Source organism: Pseudomonas sp. BAY1663 (genome assembly GCF_000582595.1).
In the GTDB taxonomy this organism is placed as follows: domain Bacteria; phylum Pseudomonadota; class Gammaproteobacteria; order Pseudomonadales; family Pseudomonadaceae; genus Stutzerimonas; species Stutzerimonas stutzeri_AF.
The window spans coordinates 41,830-57,787 of the sequence record NZ_AZSV01000006.1; the positions used below are offsets into that span (position 1 = coordinate 41,830).

The 15,958-nt window shown below is 66.9% G+C and carries 10 protein-coding genes, 2 pseudogenes and 1 riboswitch; of the genes and pseudogenes, 6 read left to right on the top strand and 6 right to left on the bottom strand.

From position 1 onward, the window contains the following. Positions 1-102 precede the first annotated feature (102 nt). From BAY1663_RS03335 to BAY1663_RS03345, 3 genes are all read left to right on the top strand, one after another. Complete coding sequence (locus BAY1663_RS03335) at positions 103-1,431, top strand: ferric reductase-like transmembrane domain-containing protein (protein ID WP_037037950.1); 1,329 nt, start codon at positions 103-105, stop codon at positions 1,429-1,431. 92 nt (positions 1,432-1,523) lie between these two features. Further along, the gene (ligB, locus tag BAY1663_RS03340; RefSeq protein WP_037037952.1) at positions 1,524-3,188 is read left to right on the top strand and encodes an NAD-dependent DNA ligase LigB; all 1,665 of its coding nucleotides are present in this window, start codon (positions 1,524-1,526) and stop codon (positions 3,186-3,188) included. 59 nt (positions 3,189-3,247) lie between these two features. Beyond that, on the top strand, positions 3,248-3,625 hold the full coding sequence (locus tag BAY1663_RS03345) for a DUF1090 domain-containing protein (protein WP_037037954.1): 378 nt from the start codon (positions 3,248-3,250) through the stop codon (positions 3,623-3,625). A gap of 7 nt (positions 3,626-3,632) precedes the next feature. On the opposite strand, the gene BAY1663_RS03350 is transcribed toward BAY1663_RS03345, so the two are convergent. After that, positions 3,633-4,079: a cytochrome c gene (locus BAY1663_RS03350; protein ID WP_037037956.1), complete on the bottom strand. Its 447-nt coding sequence runs from the start codon at positions 4,077-4,079 to the stop codon at positions 3,633-3,635. Positions 4,080-4,179: 100 nt separating this feature from the next. After that, complete coding sequence (locus tag BAY1663_RS03355; protein WP_037037957.1) at positions 4,180-4,617, bottom strand: hypothetical protein; 438 nt, start codon at positions 4,615-4,617, stop codon at positions 4,180-4,182. A 162-nt stretch (positions 4,618-4,779) separates the two neighbouring features. Then, positions 4,780-4,902, top strand: a riboswitch (S-adenosyl-L-homocysteine riboswitch). A gap of 23 nt (positions 4,903-4,925) precedes the next feature. On the opposite strand from BAY1663_RS03355, the gene ahcY reads away from it, so the two are divergent. The 3 genes and pseudogenes from ahcY to BAY1663_RS03370 all read left to right on the top strand — a co-directional run bounded on the left by ahcY (position 4,926) and on the right by BAY1663_RS03370 (position 9,325). Further along, positions 4,926-6,332, top strand: coding sequence for an adenosylhomocysteinase (gene ahcY / locus BAY1663_RS03360; RefSeq protein ID WP_037037958.1), 1,407 nt, complete (start codon positions 4,926-4,928; stop codon positions 6,330-6,332). A 112-nt stretch (positions 6,333-6,444) separates the two neighbouring features. Beyond that, positions 6,445-7,296 carry a methylenetetrahydrofolate reductase [NAD(P)H] gene (metF, locus tag BAY1663_RS03365; protein ID WP_037037960.1) on the top strand — a complete coding sequence of 284 codons (852 nt, stop codon included), beginning with the start codon at positions 6,445-6,447 and terminating at the stop codon, positions 7,294-7,296. 233 nt (positions 7,297-7,529) lie between these two features. After that, positions 7,530-9,325, top strand: a pseudogene (locus BAY1663_RS03370) (DEAD/DEAH box helicase). 108 nt (positions 9,326-9,433) lie between these two features. On the opposite strand, the gene adeC reads toward BAY1663_RS03370, so the two are convergent. The 4 genes and pseudogenes from adeC to BAY1663_RS03390 form a co-directional block, all read right to left on the bottom strand. Continuing rightward, positions 9,434-10,855: an AdeC/AdeK/OprM family multidrug efflux complex outer membrane factor gene (adeC, locus tag BAY1663_RS03375; RefSeq protein ID WP_037037962.1), complete on the bottom strand. Its 1,422-nt coding sequence runs from the start codon at positions 10,853-10,855 to the stop codon at positions 9,434-9,436. Further along, a pseudogene (locus BAY1663_RS03380) lies at positions 10,852-13,984 on the bottom strand (efflux RND transporter permease subunit). The gene adeC and the pseudogene BAY1663_RS03380 overlap by 4 nt, the downstream one beginning before the upstream one ends. A 14-nt stretch (positions 13,985-13,998) precedes the next feature. Next, positions 13,999-15,138: an efflux RND transporter periplasmic adaptor subunit gene (locus BAY1663_RS03385; protein WP_037037964.1), complete on the bottom strand. Its 1,140-nt coding sequence runs from the start codon at positions 15,136-15,138 to the stop codon at positions 13,999-14,001. A gap of 237 nt (positions 15,139-15,375) precedes the next feature. Then, the gene (locus BAY1663_RS03390) at positions 15,376-15,951 is read right to left on the bottom strand and encodes a YceI family protein (RefSeq protein WP_037038018.1); all 576 of its coding nucleotides are present in this window, start codon (positions 15,949-15,951) and stop codon (positions 15,376-15,378) included. Positions 15,952-15,958: the final 7 nt, after the last annotated feature.

The following is a 15,958-nucleotide window of genomic DNA, read 5'->3' on the forward strand; positions in this document are numbered from 1 at the left end:
GGCATCCAGGGCAACTACTGACCGTGGTCATGGCGTCCACGCGGCCATATGCGCATGCTCGAAAAAGCTGGCGTTCCCATGCCAGCGAGGAGGCTTGTCCCTATGAGATCGATCAAACTGACCTATGCAGCCCTGTTCGTCGGCCTGACCCTGCTATGGCTGCTGGTCGATGACTTCATCATGGCGCGCTACCCGTTCTGGCCCCTGCGCAAGGCGCTGGTCAATTACAGCGGCGTGCTGGCCATCGGTGCGATGAGTATCGCGGTGGTACTGGCCGCCCGGCCGAAACGATTCGAACGCTTCTTCGACGGCCTGGACAAGACCTACCGCTTGCACAAGTGGCTGGGCATCAGCGCCCTGGTGATCGCCACCGTCCACTGGGGCTGGGGGCAGATACCGAAATGGCTGGTCGGCCTCGGCTGGCTGGAGCGACCGGCACGCCGCGGCGCCGAACAGGCGGCCGGAGGTATCGCCGGCATTCTGCACGACCTGCACGGGCCGGCCGAGGATCTCGGCGAGTGGGCCTTCTATGCCGGTGCGATCCTGATCGTGCTGGCGCTGGTCAAGCGCTTTCCCTACCGCTGGTTCTTCAAGACGCACCGCTGGCTGGCGCTGATCTACCTGCTGCTGGTGCTGCATTCGCTGGTGCTGACGCCGGCGGCGTACTGGCGCTCGCCGCTGGGCGTGGTGCTGGCGCTGATGCTGGCCGCCGGCTCGGTGGCCGCGTGCATCTCGCTGCTGCGCCGCATCGGCCGCAAGCACCAGGTGGTCGGCCGCATAGAGGCACTGACCCACCATCAGGACAACCGCGTCCTGCGGGTCGAAATACAGCTCGACGGCGCCTGGCCGGGCCACCAGGCCGGGCAGTTCGCCTTCGTCACCTTCGACCCGCGGGAAGGCCCGCACCCGTTCAGCCTCTCCTCGGCCTGGCGCAACGACGGCCGGCTGGCGTTCTCCATCAAGGGGCTCGGCGACTACACCCGTACCCTGCCGGACACCCTGAAGGTGGGCGACCTGGTCACCATCGAGGGCCCCTACGGCTGCTTCGATTTCCACGGCGACAAGCCCGGGCAGATCTGGGTGGCCGGCGGCATCGGCATCGCCCCCTTCATCGGCCGGCTGCAGGCCCTGGCGGACAGCGGCCAGGGCGGCAACACCGATCTGTTCTACTGCACCAGCGCGCCGGACCGCGGCTTCATCGAGCGCATCGAGCAACTGGCCGGGCGCGCCCGCGTGCGCCTGCACGTGCTGGTGGCCAGCGAGAACGGCCGGCTGTCCCCCGAGCGCCTGCGCCAGCTGGCGCCGCACTGGCAGGACTGCGACCTATGGTTCTGCGGCCCGGCCGGCTTCGGCCACGATCTGCGCCAGGATCTGCAGCGCCATGGCCTGTCGCCGAAGGATTTCCACCAGGAATTGTTCAATATGCGCTGACGCACGGCCAGCCAGCGGCAAGCCGGCGACAATGACGCTGCGGCCTGCCGTCACGGCAGGCGCATCCCTCCATCGGAGCAAGGAAGCTCGCCATGCAACGCCTGATCGCGTTATCGCTGTGCCTCGTCTCGCCTTTCCTCGCCGCCTGCCCGGACTGGACTCCCACACGGGCACAACGGGAAATCCTCCATCTCCAGCAGCAACTCGCCCGCTGGGACGAGGCCTATCACCGGCGCGGCCTGTCGCTGGTGGACGATGAACTCTACGACCAGAGCCGCGCCCGCCTGCACGGCTGGCAGCGCTGCTTTTCCACGGACGGCTATCGGCAGGCCGACCCGCTGGCCGGTGCCGGCGGGCCGCAGGTGCATCCGGTGCGGCAGACCGGGCTGGCCAAGCTCGCCGACGAAGGCGCCGTTCGCACATGGATCGCACAGCGCTCGGACCTGTGGATCCAGCCCAAGGTCGACGGCGTGGCCGTCACCCTGGTCTATCGCGACGGCCATCTGCAGCAGGCCATCAGCCGCGGCGACGGTCGCAGCGGTCAGGACTGGACCGCCAGGACCTGGCAGTTGCCGACGATCCCGCAGCAACTGGCGGAGCCGGGCGAGGTGATTCTGCAGGGCGAACTCTACTGGCGGCTGGAGCGGCATGTGCAAGCCGTGGCCGGTAGCGGGGGCGCGCGCAGCCGGGTCGCCGGGGCCATGGCGAGCCGCCAGCTCGAAACCGCCAGCGCCGCGCGGATCGGCCTGTTCGTCTGGGATTGGCCCAATGGTCCGCAGGACATGCCCACGCGGCTCGAACGCCTGGCGGCGCTGGGCTTCGGCGACAGCCAACGCTTCACCCGGCGCCTGCAGGACGCCGCCCAGGCCAGCCGCCTGCGCCAGCACTGGTATCACCAACCGCTGCCCTTCGCCAGCGACGGCGTGGTGCTGCGCCAGGGCCAGCGGCCGCCGGCCGAACGCTGGCAGGCCGAACCGTACTGGGCGGTAGCCTGGAAGTATCCGCTGCGCAGGGCGCTGGCGCAGGTACGCGCCGTGGAGTTTCGCATCGGCCGCAGCGGTCGGATCACGCCGCTGCTGCAGCTCGAACCGGTGCAGCTGGACGATCGGCGCATCGGCAGGCTCAGCCTGGGATCGCTGCAACGCTGGCAGGCGCTGGACGTGCGCCCGGGCGACCAGATTTCCATCGTGCTCGCCGGCCAGGCCATCCCGCAGCTGGATGCCGTGGTCTGGCGCACCCACGAACGCGCTGTGGTGGTGGCGCCCGATCCGGCGCTGCATCACGCCCACAGTTGCTGGCGACCGACGCCGGGCTGTCGCCAGCAGTTCCTCGCCCGCCTGGCCTGGCTGAGCGGCAAGCAGGGCCTCGACCTTCCCGGCGTCGGCATCGGCAGTTGGCAGGCGTTGCTGGAGGCGGGCCTGCTGCCGGACCTGCTCGCCTGGCTGGAACTGGACGCCGCGGCACTGCGCCAGCTGCCCGGCATCGGCGCGGAGCGGGCGCAAGCGCTGGCCGGCAGCTTCGCCCAGGCACGCAGCAGGTCTTTGCCGCAATGGCTGCGGGCGCTCGGCCTGCCGGCCAAGGTATCGCTCGCCGCCACGACCAACTGGAACACCCTGGCCGCGCGCAGCACCGCCCAATGGCAGGCCGAGCCCGGCATCGGGCCGGGTCGGGCCCGCCAGTTGCAGGCCTTCTTCAGCGCCGACGAGCTACAGCCCCTGCGCGAGCGCCTGCATGGCGCCGGGATATCCGGCTTCTGAGGGACTTTCGCCCGGCGCCGCGGTCGATAGAAGCTGAAGAACAACTACGGAGGCAAAGCATGACTGCCAGGCATCTGCCGCTTGCCCTGCTACTCGCCTGCGCTGCTGCCAGTCCGCTGCCGGCGGCGGCGCAACCCGACGCCTATTGCAACGAACAGCGCCAGTCACTGCGCGAGCAGCTACAGCAGGCGCGCCTGCGGGGCGACAAGCTGCGCCAGGCCCACCTGAACGGCGAACTGCAGGGCCTGACCGAACGGTGCCAGGGGCTGGTCGCGCTGCATCCTCACCAGGTCGAGTACGAACAGGCCGTCCGCCGGGTGGAGCGCCGCGAGACGCTCCTGCGGGAGGCGCTGGGTACCGGCGATGCGCAGTTGATCGAATTGCGCAGGAACCAGCTGGCCAAGGCCCGGCACAAGCTCGGCGCCCTGCGGCAGTGAATACCGGTCAGTAGGCGCGAAATTCCTTGTGGCAGGCTTCGCAGGCATCCTCGACCCGCTGCAAGGCCGGCGCCACGCCCTCGGGCGTCGGCGTCGAGGCGCGGGGCACCTCGACCAGCGCGGCGGTGGTGCCTTCCAGTTCACGCGCCATCTCGTTGAAGCGTTCCTGGCGCTGCCAGACGTCGTCGCGCGCGTCGCTCTGCTTCTCCTTGGCCTCAGGATAGTGCTGCCAGGGCTGGCGCGAGAGTTCGTCGAGCCTGGCCGCGCCGGCAGCGAACCCCGCCGCATCGAAGGCCAGGCGACCGCGCAGCATCCCGCCAAGGTCCTCCTTGGTGTCGAGCATCTGCTGGTAGATCGCCTTGCGCTTGCCGAGCGGTGAGTTGGGGTCGACCCGATCGCAAGCGCTCAGGGCCAGGGCGGCGATCAGGGACAGGCTCAGCAGTCTCAGCTTCATGGTTCAACCACTCATCGATGCAAAGCGCGGGATTATCCCCGCCCCGGCGCGGTTGAACAAATCGCTCGGGCATCGGCTGCGTGGACACCACCGTTCGCGCCTAGCGCGACCAGGTGCCGCCCGCGCTTTCGCATTCGGCCCGCGCCTGCGCCCGGTTCGTGGCCTGGTAGTGATAGGTCACGATCCGCGCATCGTCATCGACGGTGGTCGGCCAGGTGCCATTGGCCGCCTGGGAGCCGGCGGCGCGCTCGTTGGCCAGGGTCTCCGGGGTCATCGGCGCGGTGCAGATGCCGAAGTACCCCGCAGGGCAGCTGGCGCGGATTTCCCGCCGCGAGCTTTCGACCGCCCCGTTGTCCTGGCAGAGCCAGTCCATGGCGTCGTCCTTATCCAGGTTGTGGAACTCGAAACAGTGCTCGGTCACCACCGGCGACGGCACCGCACCGGAGGCTTCGCTGCGGACATAGCAGGACTGGGCAGCGGCCGACAGGCTGAAGGCGCCGAGCAGGAACAGGGGCGCAATGCGCAGCAAAAGGTTCATGGCGTTCTCCTGGATCTCGCCCGGCGCCTTTGCACCGAACCTGAAATTACGACCCCCGAGCACACGGCCGAGTTCGCCGGCGCCGGGCTTGGGATTGCCCGCCGGCGCGGCTATAATCGCCGGGCTTTTCCCGGTCGACCCCGCTTCGGCCGTGCCCGCCACCCGTCCGAGGGGCGCTGCAGCAGATGGAGAACCGTTTCGAACCTGGCGAAGGTCGAATCCGGTTCTCGCCTGTCAGGCTCGGATGGGGCGTTTCCTCGAACGCATCAACGGCGCCCATTCGCATACTACGAATGGAGAACTCTTCGATGAGTGCTGTCATGACGCCTGCCGGTTTCACCGACTTCAAGGTCGCCGACATTTCCCTGGCCGCCTGGGGCCGCCGCGAGATCATCATCGCCGAATCGGAAATGCCGGCGCTGATGGGCCTGCGCCGCAAGTACGCCGCCGAGCAGCCGCTCGCGGGCGCGAAAATCCTCGGCTGCATCCACATGACCATCCAGACCGCGGTGCTGATCGAGACCCTCGTCGCGCTGGGGGCAGAGGTACGCTGGTCGAGCTGCAACATCTTCTCCACCCAGGACCAGGCCGCCGCCGCCATCGCCGCCGCCGGCATCCCGGTGTTCGCCTGGAAGGGCGAGACCGAGCAAGAGTACGAGTGGTGCATCGAGCAGACCATTCTCAAGGACGGCCAGCCATGGGACGCCAACATGGTGCTGGACGACGGTGGCGACCTGACCCAGATCCTCCACGACAAGTACCCGCAGGTGCTCGAGCGCGTGCACGGCATCACCGAGGAAACCACCACCGGCGTGCACCGCCTGCTCGACATGCTCAAGGGCGGCACCCTGAAGGTCCCGGCGATCAACGTCAACGACTCGGTCACCAAGAGCAAGAACGACAACAAGTACGGCTGCCGTCACAGCCTCAACGACGCCATCAAGCGCGGCACCGACCACCTGCTGTCGGGCAAGCAGGCGCTGGTCATCGGCTACGGCGACGTCGGCAAGGGCTCGGCGCAGTCGCTGCGCCAGGAAGGCATGATCGTCAAGATCTCGGAAGTCGATCCGATCTGCGCCATGCAGGCCTGCATGGACGGCTTCGAAGTCGTCTCCCCGTACCAGAACGGCATCAACGACGGCTCCGAGACCTGCGTCGACAGCGCCCTGCTGGGCCGGATCGACCTGATCGTCACCACCACCGGCAACGTCAACGTCTGCGACGCCAACATGCTCAAGGCGCTGAAGAAGCGCGCCGTGGTGTGCAACATCGGCCACTTCGACAACGAGATCGACACCGCCTTCATGCGCCAGAACTGGGGCTGGGAAGAGGTCAAGCCGCAGGTGCACAAGATCCACCGCACCGGCAAGACCGTCGACCCGGCCAACGACGACTACCTGATCCTGCTGGCCGAAGGCCGCCTGGTGAACCTGGGCAACGCCACCGGCCACCCGAGCCGGATCATGGACGGCTCCTTCGCCAACCAGGTGCTGGCGCAGATTCACCTCTACAACGAGAAGTTCGCCGACCTGCCGGTGGCCGAGAAGACCAAGAACGTCACCGTCATGGTGCTGCCGAAGAAGCTCGACGAAGAAGTGGCGCTGGAAATGGTCAAGGGCTTCGGCGGCGTGGTCACCCAGCTGACCGCCAAGCAGGCCGACTACATCGGAGTAACGGTCGAAGGCCCGTTCAAGCCGGACAGCTACCGCTACTGATCGCCGTAGGGTGGAAAACGGCCACAGGCCTTTTCCACCTGCCCATCCCAGGCGCTGGAAAGTGCTGCACGCGCTTTCCAGCCTGCGCCTGAAGCAGTCAAAGGAATTACTGATGACTTCTGCTAATCGCCCGTCGATCAGCTTCGAGTTCTTCCCCACCAAGACCGAAGCCGGGCATGAAAAACTGCTGAACGTGGCTCGCCAGTTGGCCGGCTACCAGCCCGATTTCTTCTCCTGCACCTACGGCGCCGGCGGCTCGACCCGCGACCGCACCCTGAATACCGTGCTGCAGCTCGACAGCGAGGTGAAGGTGCCGACCGCGCCACACCTGTCCTGCGTCGGCGACAGCAAGCAGGAGCTGCGCCAGCTGCTGAACATCTACCGCGACGCCGGCATCAAGCGCATCGTCGCCCTGCGCGGCGACCTGCCGTCCGGCATGGGTCTGGCCAACGGCGAATTGCGCCACGCCAGCGACCTGGTGGAATTCATCCGCGTCGAGACCGGCGACCACTTCCACATCGAGGTCGCCGCCTACCCGGAGATGCACCCGCAGGCACGCAGTTTCGAGGACGACCTGGCGAACTTCGTGCACAAGGCCAGGGCCGGTGCCAGCAGCGCCATTACCCAGTACTTCTTCAATGCCGACTGCTACTTCTATTTCGTCGAGCGCGTACGCAAGCTGGGCGTCGACATCCCGGTGGTTCCGGGCATCATGCCGATCACCAACTACAGCAAGCTGGCGCGCTTCTCCGATGCCTGCGGCGCCGAGATCCCGCGCTGGGTGCGCAAGCAGCTGGAAGCCTATGGCGACGACATCGACAGCATCCAGGCCTTCGGCGAGCAGGTCATCAGCGAGATGTGCGAGAAGCTGCTGGTCGGCGGCGCGCCGGGGTTGCACTTCTACACGCTGAACCAGGCCGAGCCGAGCCTGGCGATCTGGAACAACCTGAAGCTGCCTCGGTGAAATTTCCCGGCTCCGTAGCAATACGGAGCTGGCTAATGAACCCGTGACCTGCGACACTGTCAAAGCAATGCGGCGTTGACAGGCTCTGTTATACTCCGCGCTTCCGCCAGGCTTACGCCCGGATGCCGCCATCAGCAGATCGCGGCAGGACCGGACGGGATCGCACGCCAGTCGCGATTCAAGCCAGGCATGATCATCCCAAGGGCCACGCCCCTAACAAGACAGGATTACTCATGTCCTTTGCTTCCCTCGGTCTCTCCGAGGCTTTGGCCGGTGCCGTCGAGGCCGCCGGTTATACCCAGCCTACTCCCGTGCAACAGCGGGCCATCCCCGCCGTGTTGCAAGGCCGCGACCTGATGGTCGCGCCCAGACCGGAACCGGCAAGACAGGCGGCTTCGCCCTGCCGGTACTCGAACTGCTGTTCCCCGGCGGCCACCCGGACCGCGAGCACCGCTACGGCCCGAAACAGCCGCGCGTACTGGTGCTGACCCCGACCCGCGAGCTCGCCGCCCAGGTCCATGACAGCTTCAAGGTCTACGCCCGCGACCTGCCGCTGAAAAGCGCCTGCATCTTCGGCGGTGTCGGCATGAATCCGCAGATCCAGGCCGTGGCCAAGGGCCTCGACGTGCTGGTCGCCTGCCCGGGCCGCCTGCTCGACCTGGCCAACCAGAAGGCCATCGACCTGGCCCACGTGGAAATCCTCGTGCTCGACGAAGCCGATCGCATGCTCGACATGGGCTTCATCCACGACGTCAAGAAGGTGCTGGCCAAGCTGCCGGCCAAGCGCCAGAACCTGCTGTTCTCGGCCACCTTCTCCAAGGACATCACCGACCTCGCCGCCAAGCTGCTGCACGAACCCGAGCGCATCGAGGTCACCCCGCCGAACACCACCGTCGAGCGCATCGAGCAGCGCGTGTTCCGCGTTGCCGCCAGCCACAAGCGCGCCCTGCTCGCGCACCTGATCACCCAGGGCGCCTGGGAACAGGTGCTGGTGTTCACCCGTACCAAGCACGGCGCCAACCGCCTGGCCGAGTACCTGGAGAAGCACGGCCTGCCGGCCGCCGCGATCCACGGCAACAAGAGCCAGAACGCCCGGACCAAGGCCCTGGCCGACTTCAAGGCCAACCAGGTGCGCATCCTCGTGGCGACCGATATCGCCGCCCGCGGCCTGGACATCGACCAGTTGCCGCATGTGGTCAACTTCGAGCTGCCCAACGTCGAGGAAGACTACGTGCACCGCATCGGCCGTACCGGCCGTGCCGGGCGCAGCGGTGAAGCCATCTCTCTGGTCGCGCCGGACGAGGAGAAGCTGCTCAAGGGCATCGAGCGCCTGACCAAGCAGAAGATTGCCGATGGCGATCCGATGGGCTTCGACGCCAGCAGCATCGAGGCGGAAAAGCCCGAAGCCCGCGAACCGCGCCAGCCCCGGCCGCAGCGCGGCGAACGCAAGGCCCGCGGCGAGCGCGACAAGCCGGCCGAGAAAGGCGCCGAACAGAAGGAACGCAACCGCCGCAACAAGAGCAAGGCCCGCAAGCCCGCACGCGATGGGGCGACCGGCGAGGCCCAGGCCATCACCCGGCCACCGCAACTGCCAGCGGATCGTGATCCCGAGGAGTTTCTCGACGACGACGTGGACAATTTCGGCAATCGCGTCGACTACGTCAGCCCGTACCAGAACAAACAGAACCGCGGCCGTCGCCCAGGCGCTTCCGCTCGCCAGGGCAATGCCCAGCCGCATGCTGCCGGCGCGGGTGCCGCCTCGGGCAAAGGCAAGCGCCAGGGGCAGGGGCAGGCCGCCCGTGGTGGCCAGGGCCAGGGGCGCAACGGCCAGCCGCGGCGCAAGAACGAGGGCCGCCGTATCGAAGAGCCGGCGGTGACGCGCCAGGAAGCGGCCAAGCCGCGCGAGAAGCAGCCGGTGATCATCCACAAGGAGTCGAAGATCGACCGCCTGCCCAGCCTGGAGCAGCTCGAGCAACTGCCGAGCCGGCCGCGCGGCGAGAAACCGGCGCTGCTGACGCGCAATCGCTGAACCGAAGCGCATACAAGAACGCCGCCCGAATGGGCGGCGTTTTCGTTTGTGCGCTTTGCCGGTCTGCGCTCCGGCCAGTCACGACCCCCCGTGACCGCCGATGGCGCCTCAGTCGTTTCCGGCCTGCGCCTGCCCGTTTTCCTGCCAGCCGCCGCCGAGCGCCTTGAACAGATTGACCTCGCTGACCATCTGCGCGAGGCGGTCGCCGATCAGCTGCTGCTGCACGCTGAACAGCTGGCGCTGGGCGTCGAGCAGGGTCAGGTAGCTGTCCACGCCGGTGCGATAACGACGTTCGGCGAGGTTGTAGTAGGCCTCACTGGTTTCCAGCAGATCGCGCTGCGCCTGGACCTGGCGGCTGTAGGTGGCCTGGGCGGCCAGGCCGTCGGCGACCTCGCGGAACGCGGTCTGGATGGCCTGTTCGTATTGCGCCACCTGGATGTTCTCGCTGATCCGGACGTAATCCAGATTGGCCCGCAGCTGACCGGCATTGAAGATCGGCACGCTGATGCTCGGCGCGAAATTCCAGTAACCCGAGCCCCCATCGAACAGGCCGGACAGCTCGCTGCTGGCAGTACCCGCCGCACCGGTCAGGCTGATGCGCGGGAAGAACGCAGCCCGCGCCGCGCCGATGCTGGCATTGACCGCCCTGAGCTGGTGCTCGGCCTGGAGGATGTCCGGGCGCTTGTAGAGCAGATCGGAGGGCAGGCCGACCGGCAGGGCCGCCAGCTGGGTGCGCTCCAGGCCGCCCTCGCTCGGCAAACCGGCGGGCAGGTTCTGCCCGAGCAGCAGGGTCAGGGCGTTGCGATCCTGTGCCACCTGGCGAGTGTACTGTTCGATGCTCACCCGCGCGGTGTCGACGGCGCTGCGCGCCTGGCGCAGCTCCAGCGCCGAGGCGACGCCGACATCGAAGCTGCGCTGGGTCAAGTCGAAGCTTTGCTCGTAGGTCTTGAGCGTGTCGCGGGTCACCTGCAGCAGTGCCTGGTCGGCCTGCAGCGTCAGCCAGGCGTTGGCGACACTGGCGATCAGGCTGATCTGGGTACTGCGCTGCGCGGCCTCGCTGGCGAAGAATTCTTCCAGCGCCTGGTCGCGCAGGCTGCGCAGCCGGCCGAACAGGTCGAGCTCCCAGGATACGCCGAAGGTGGCGCTGTACTGGCTGCTGATCGCCGGCTCGCCGGTCATGTTCAGATCGCCGGGCGTGCGGCTGCGGCTGCCCGCGCCATCGGCACTCACCGCCGGCAGCAGGTCGGCGCGCTGGACGCGGTACAGCGCACGGTAGGCATCGACGTTGAGCGCCGCCACGCGCAGGTCGCGGTTGTTCTCCAGCGCCACTTCGATCAGCTGCTGCAACGTCGGGTCGCGGAAGAATTCGCGCCAGCCCAGCTCGCGCTGCGCCTGTGCCGCGCTGGCGGCATAGGCCGGCCCCTCGGGCCAGGCATCGGCGACCGGACTCTGCGGCCGCTGATAGTCGGGGATCAGCGAGCAGCCGCTCAGGGCGGCCAGCAATGCCAGGCTCAATAAGGACTTGTTCACTGGGCATCCCCCTTCGCTTGTTCACCTTGCTCGGACTTGCGACTGGAAATCGAGGTCACCAGCACGAAGAACAGCGGCACCCAGAAGATCACCAGCGCGGTGGCGGTGACCATCCCGCCGATCACCCCGGTACCGATGGCGTGCGAGCTACCGGCGCCGGCGCCGCTGGCCATGGCCAGTGGCACCACGCCGAGGGTGAAGGCCAGCGAGGTCATGATGATCGGGCGCAGACGCATGCGGCAGGCCTGCACCGTCGCCTCGAACAGTTCCATGCCGTCGCGGTGCAGGTCCTTGGCGAACTCGACGATCAGGATGGCGTTCTTCGCCGTCAGGCCGATGGTGGTCAGCAGGCCGACCTGGAAGAACACATCGTTGGTCAGGCCGCGGCCGGTGGTCGCCAGCACCGCGCCGATGACGCCCAGCGGCACCACCAGCATCACCGCGAAGGGGATCGACCAGCTCTCGTACAGCGCCGCCAGGCAGAGGAACACCACCAGCAGCGAGAGCGCATAGAGCGCCGGCGCCTGGCCGCCGGAGAGGATTTCCTCGAAGGAAAGCCCGGTCCAGGACACCCCGACGCCGGACGGCAGCTGCTGTGCCAGCCGCTCCACCTCGGCCATGGCATCGCCGGTGCTGTAGCCTGCCGCCGGTTCGCCGAGGATTTCCATCCCCGGCACGCCGTTGTAGCGCGCGAGCTTCGGCGAGCCGTAGATCCATTCGCCACTGCCGAAGGCACTGAACGGCACCATTTCGCCCTGGTCGTTGCGCACGAACCACTTGTCCAGGTCCTCGGGCGTCATGCGCGAAGGCGCATCGCCCTGCACGTAGACCTTCTTCACCCGGCCACGGTCGATGAAGTCGTTGACGTAGCTGGAGCCCCAGCCAACCGCCAGGGTGTTGTTGATGTCGCTCAGCGATACGCCCAGCGCGCGCGCCTTCTCGTCATCGATCAGCAGCTGGTACTGCGGTTCGTCGTTCAGCCGTTGGGCCGCACGGCCTGCAGCACCGGACTCTGCGCCGCCAGTTGCAGGAACTGGTTGCGCGCCTGCATCAGGGCGTCGTGGCCGAGGCCCGCCTGGTCCTGCAGGTAGAAGTTGAAGCCGGTGGCGTTGCCCAGCTCCATGACCGCCGGCGGGGCGAAGGCGAATACCTGCGCGTCGCGGAACTGGAAGAAACGCTGCTGCGCGCGTTGCGCCAGCTCGAAGACGCTGGAGCCGGCCGCGGTACGCTCACCCCAGGGCTTGAGGCTGACGAAGGCGATGGCCGAGTTCTGCCCGCGCCCGGCGAAGTTGAAGCCGGTGACGGTGAACACCGAGCGGACCACATCGCCCTCTTCCTCCAGCAGGTACTCGCGCATGGCGTCCACGGTCTTCTGCGTCCGCTCGGCGGTGGAGCCGGCCGGCGTCTGCACCTGGACGAACAGCACGCCCTGGTCCTCGTTCGGCAGGAAGGCGCTGGGCAGGCGGGTGAACAGCAGCGCCATGGCCGCGACGATCACCAGGTAGACCACCAGGAACGGCAGCTTGCGCTTCAGCACCCCGGCCACGCCCCGCTCGTAGCGATGCACGCCGCGGTCGAAGGTGCGGTTGAACCAGCCGAAGAAGCCGCGCTTCTGCTGGTGCTCGCCGTCGCTGGCCTTGAGCATGGTGGCGCACAGCGCCGGCGTGAAGATCAGTGCCACCAGTACCGACAGGCCCATCGCCGAGGCGATGGTGATGGAGAACTGGCGATAGATGATGCCGGTCGAGCCGCCGAAGAAGGCCATCGGCACGAACACCGCCGAAAGCACCAGGCCGATCCCCACCAGCGCGCCCTGGATCTGCCCCATGGATTTGCGCGTGGCCTCCACCGGCGACAGGCCTTCCTCGGCCATCACCCGCTCGACGTTCTCCACCACGACGATGGCATCGTCCACCAGCAGACCGATGGCCAGGACCATGGCGAACATGGTCAGGGTGTTGATGCTGAAACCGAAGGCGGCCAGCAGGCCGAAGGTGCCCAGCAGTACCACGGGCACCGCCAGCGTCGGAATCAGGGTCGCGCGGAAGTTCTGCAGGAACAGGTACATCACCAGGAACACCAGCACGATGGCCTCGAACAGCGTGTGCACCACGTTGTTGATCGAGGTCGCCACTACCGGCGAGGTGTCATAGGGATAGACCACCTCCACGCCCGGCGGGAAGAACGGCTGCAGCTCGGCCAGCGTCTGGCGTATCGCCTTGGCGGTATCCAGCGCATTGGCACCGGTAGCCAGCTTGATACCGATACCGGCGGCCGGCTTGCCGTTGTACAAGGCGGTGATGGCCGTGCGCTCGGCACCGAGTTCGACCTGGCCGACGTCCTTCAGGCGCACCTGGGAACCGTCGCTGTTGACCTTGAGCAGAATCTCGCGGAACTGCTCGGGGGTCTGCAGGCGGGTCTTGCCGATGATGGTCGCGCTCAGTTGCTGCCCCGGCACCGCCGGCAACGCACCGAACTGGCCCGAGGAAATCTGCACGTTCTGCTCGCGGATGGCGTTGCTCACGTCCACCGGGGTCAGCTGGAAATTGTTCAGCTTGGCCGGGTCCAGCCAGATGCGCATCGCATACTGCGAACCGAACACCTGGAAGTCGCCGACGCCACGGGTACGCGACAGCGGGTCCTGGATATTCGACACGATGTAGTCGGCCAGGTCGCTCTGGGTCATGCTGCCGTCGCTGGAAACCACCCCGACCACCATGAGGAAGTTTCGCACCGACTTGGTCACGCGGATGCCCTGCTGCTGGACCTCCTGCGGCAACAGCGGCGTGGCCAGCTGCAGCTTGTTCTGCACCTGCACCTGGGCAATATCCGGATTGATGCCCTGGTTGAAGGTGACGGTGATTTCCATGCTGCCGTCGGAGTTGCTCGCCGAGCTGATGTAGCGCAGCCCGTCGATGCCATTGAGCTGTTGCTCGATGACCTGCACCACGGTGTCCTGCACCGTCTGTGCCGAGGCGCCCGGATAGTTGACCTGGATGCCGATCGCCGGCGGGGCGATGCTGGGGTACTGGTTGACCGGCAAATTGAGGATGGACAGGCCACCGGCCAGCATGATCACCAGAGCGATCACCCAGCGAAGATCGGCCGGTCGATAAAGAATCTGGACATGAACTAGGAACCCCTCAGCCTTCTTGGCCTTGGGGCCCGGCAGGCGCCCCGATATTGTCGACATTGGTCGCCGGCACGGCATTGACCTCGACGCCCGGCTGGATGAACTGCAGCCCCTCGGTGATCACCCGATCGCCCGGTTGCAGCCCCTCGCCCACCAGCCAGCGATTGCCGACCGTGCGCTCGGTCCTGATCCGGCGCAGCTCGACCTTGTTCTCGGCATTGACCACCATTGCCGTGGGCTCGCCCCTGGCATTGCGGGTCACGCCCTGCTGCGGCACCAGGATCGCCTCGCTCTTCAGGCCCGCCACCAATTGCGCATGCACGAACATGCCGGGTAGCAGCACCTTGTCGGGGTTGGGCAGCACCGCCCGCAGGGTCACCGAACCGGTGCCGGAATCCACCGTGACCTCGCTGAATTCGAGCTTGCCTTCATGGGGGTACGCGCTGCCGTCTTCCAGCGTCAGGGTCACCTTGGCGGCATTCTCGCCGGCCTTCTGCAGACGGCCCTCGGCCAGGTCACGCCGCAAGGCGAGCAGCTCGCGCGCCGGCTGGGTGACGTCGACGTAGATCGGATCCAGCTGCTGGATGGTCGCCAGCTCCTGCGCCTGGCCATTGCTGACCAGTGCTCCTTCGGTAACGGCGGAGCGGCCGATACGCCCGGAAATGGGCGCCAGCACCTTGGTGTAGCGCAGGTCGATGCGGGCGCGCTCGACGTCCGCCTCGGCCTGCAGGCTGGCGGCACGCGCCTCGTCGTAGGCCTGCCGGCTGACGGCCTGGTCCTTGACCAGCTCGGCATAGCGTTCGGCCAGCGACTTGCTCGACGCCAGGCTGGCCTGCGCGCTCTTGAGCGTCGCGTCGTATACCGCCGCGTCGATCTGGTACAGCTGCTGGCCAGCCTTCACGTCGCTGCCTTCGGTGAACAGGCGCTTCTGGATGATGCCATTGACCTGCGGCCGAACCTCGGCGATGCGGTAGGCGCGGGTGCGCCCGGGCAACTCGGTGGTCAGCGCGAACGGCTCGGCCTGCAGCGTGACGATGCCGACCCGCGGCGCCTCCTGGGCAGGCGGCGGCGCCTGCTCCTCGCAGCCTGCAAGGAAAACAGCCACGGCAAGAATGGAGATCAGGGCAGCACTGGCTGGCTTGATTGGCATGGGAAACCTCTTGAAAAGCTGCAGGCGCAAAGAATGACGGCCGAGCGCAGACGCGGCTGGCGGAATTACGGGAATATACTTACATCCAAGACTGTCTGTAAACCGTTCAGGGCTGACTAAATGTTGCAAAACCTCTGAGCCAGACAGGCTCTGTCCACTGTCCATCACTGCACCTGTCGCTGCGCCACAAAACAGAACGCCGGCATACGCCGGCGTCCATGACACATCCCGTGCAACCTACTGCCGCACACCTTCGACGGAGATGATCAGGTCGACCGTCTGCGACGCCGGGCCGAGGTCCATCTTGATACCGAAGTCCTTGAGCGTCAGCGTGGTGCTGCCCTCGAAACCGGCGCGGTAGCCACCCCAGGGATCGTCGCCTTCGCCGATGAAGCGGGCGGCGATCACCACCGGCTTGGTCACACCGTTCAGCGTGAGGTTGCCACTGATGTCGGCGGTGCCTTCTCCGGTGGATTTCACCGAGGTGGATTCGAAGGTCGCGGTCGGGTGCTTGCCGACGTTGAGGAAATCGTCGCTGCGCAGGTGCTTGTCACGCTCGGCATGGTTGGTATCGACGCTGGCGGTCTTCAGGGTGACGTTGACCTTGCTCGCTTCCGGCTGGGCGGCATCGAAACTGAAGCGGCCGTCGAAGTCCTTGAAGGTCCCCCACAACCAGCTGTAGCCGAGGTGGCTGATCTTGAAGTTGACGAAGGCGTGCTGGCCCTGCTTGTCGATGACATAGTCGGCGGCCATGGCCTGACCGGCGAACAGGGCTGAGCCCAGGGCGAATGCGGCGAGGGTTTTCTTCAACATCATGGGT

Coding starts and splice junctions, on each gene's coding strand:
- BAY1663_RS03385 (WP_037037964.1), bottom strand. CDS start 15,138: ATGCCAATCAAGCCAGCCAGTGCTGCCCTGATCTCCATTCTTGCCGTG.
- BAY1663_RS03390 (WP_037038018.1), bottom strand. CDS start 15,951: ATGTTGAAGAAAACCCTCGCCGCATTCGCCCTGGGCTCAGCCCTGTTC.
- BAY1663_RS03345 (WP_037037954.1), top strand. CDS start 3,248: ATGACTGCCAGGCATCTGCCGCTTGCCCTGCTACTCGCCTGCGCTGCT.
- ligB (WP_037037952.1), top strand. CDS start 1,524: ATGCAACGCCTGATCGCGTTATCGCTGTGCCTCGTCTCGCCTTTCCTC.
- BAY1663_RS03350 (WP_037037956.1), bottom strand. CDS start 4,079: ATGAAGCTGAGACTGCTGAGCCTGTCCCTGATCGCCGCCCTGGCCCTG.
- ahcY (WP_037037958.1), top strand. CDS start 4,926: ATGAGTGCTGTCATGACGCCTGCCGGTTTCACCGACTTCAAGGTCGCC.
- metF (WP_037037960.1), top strand. CDS start 6,445: ATGACTTCTGCTAATCGCCCGTCGATCAGCTTCGAGTTCTTCCCCACC.
- BAY1663_RS03335 (WP_037037950.1), top strand. CDS start 103: ATGAGATCGATCAAACTGACCTATGCAGCCCTGTTCGTCGGCCTGACC.
- BAY1663_RS03355 (WP_037037957.1), bottom strand. CDS start 4,617: ATGAACCTTTTGCTGCGCATTGCGCCCCTGTTCCTGCTCGGCGCCTTC.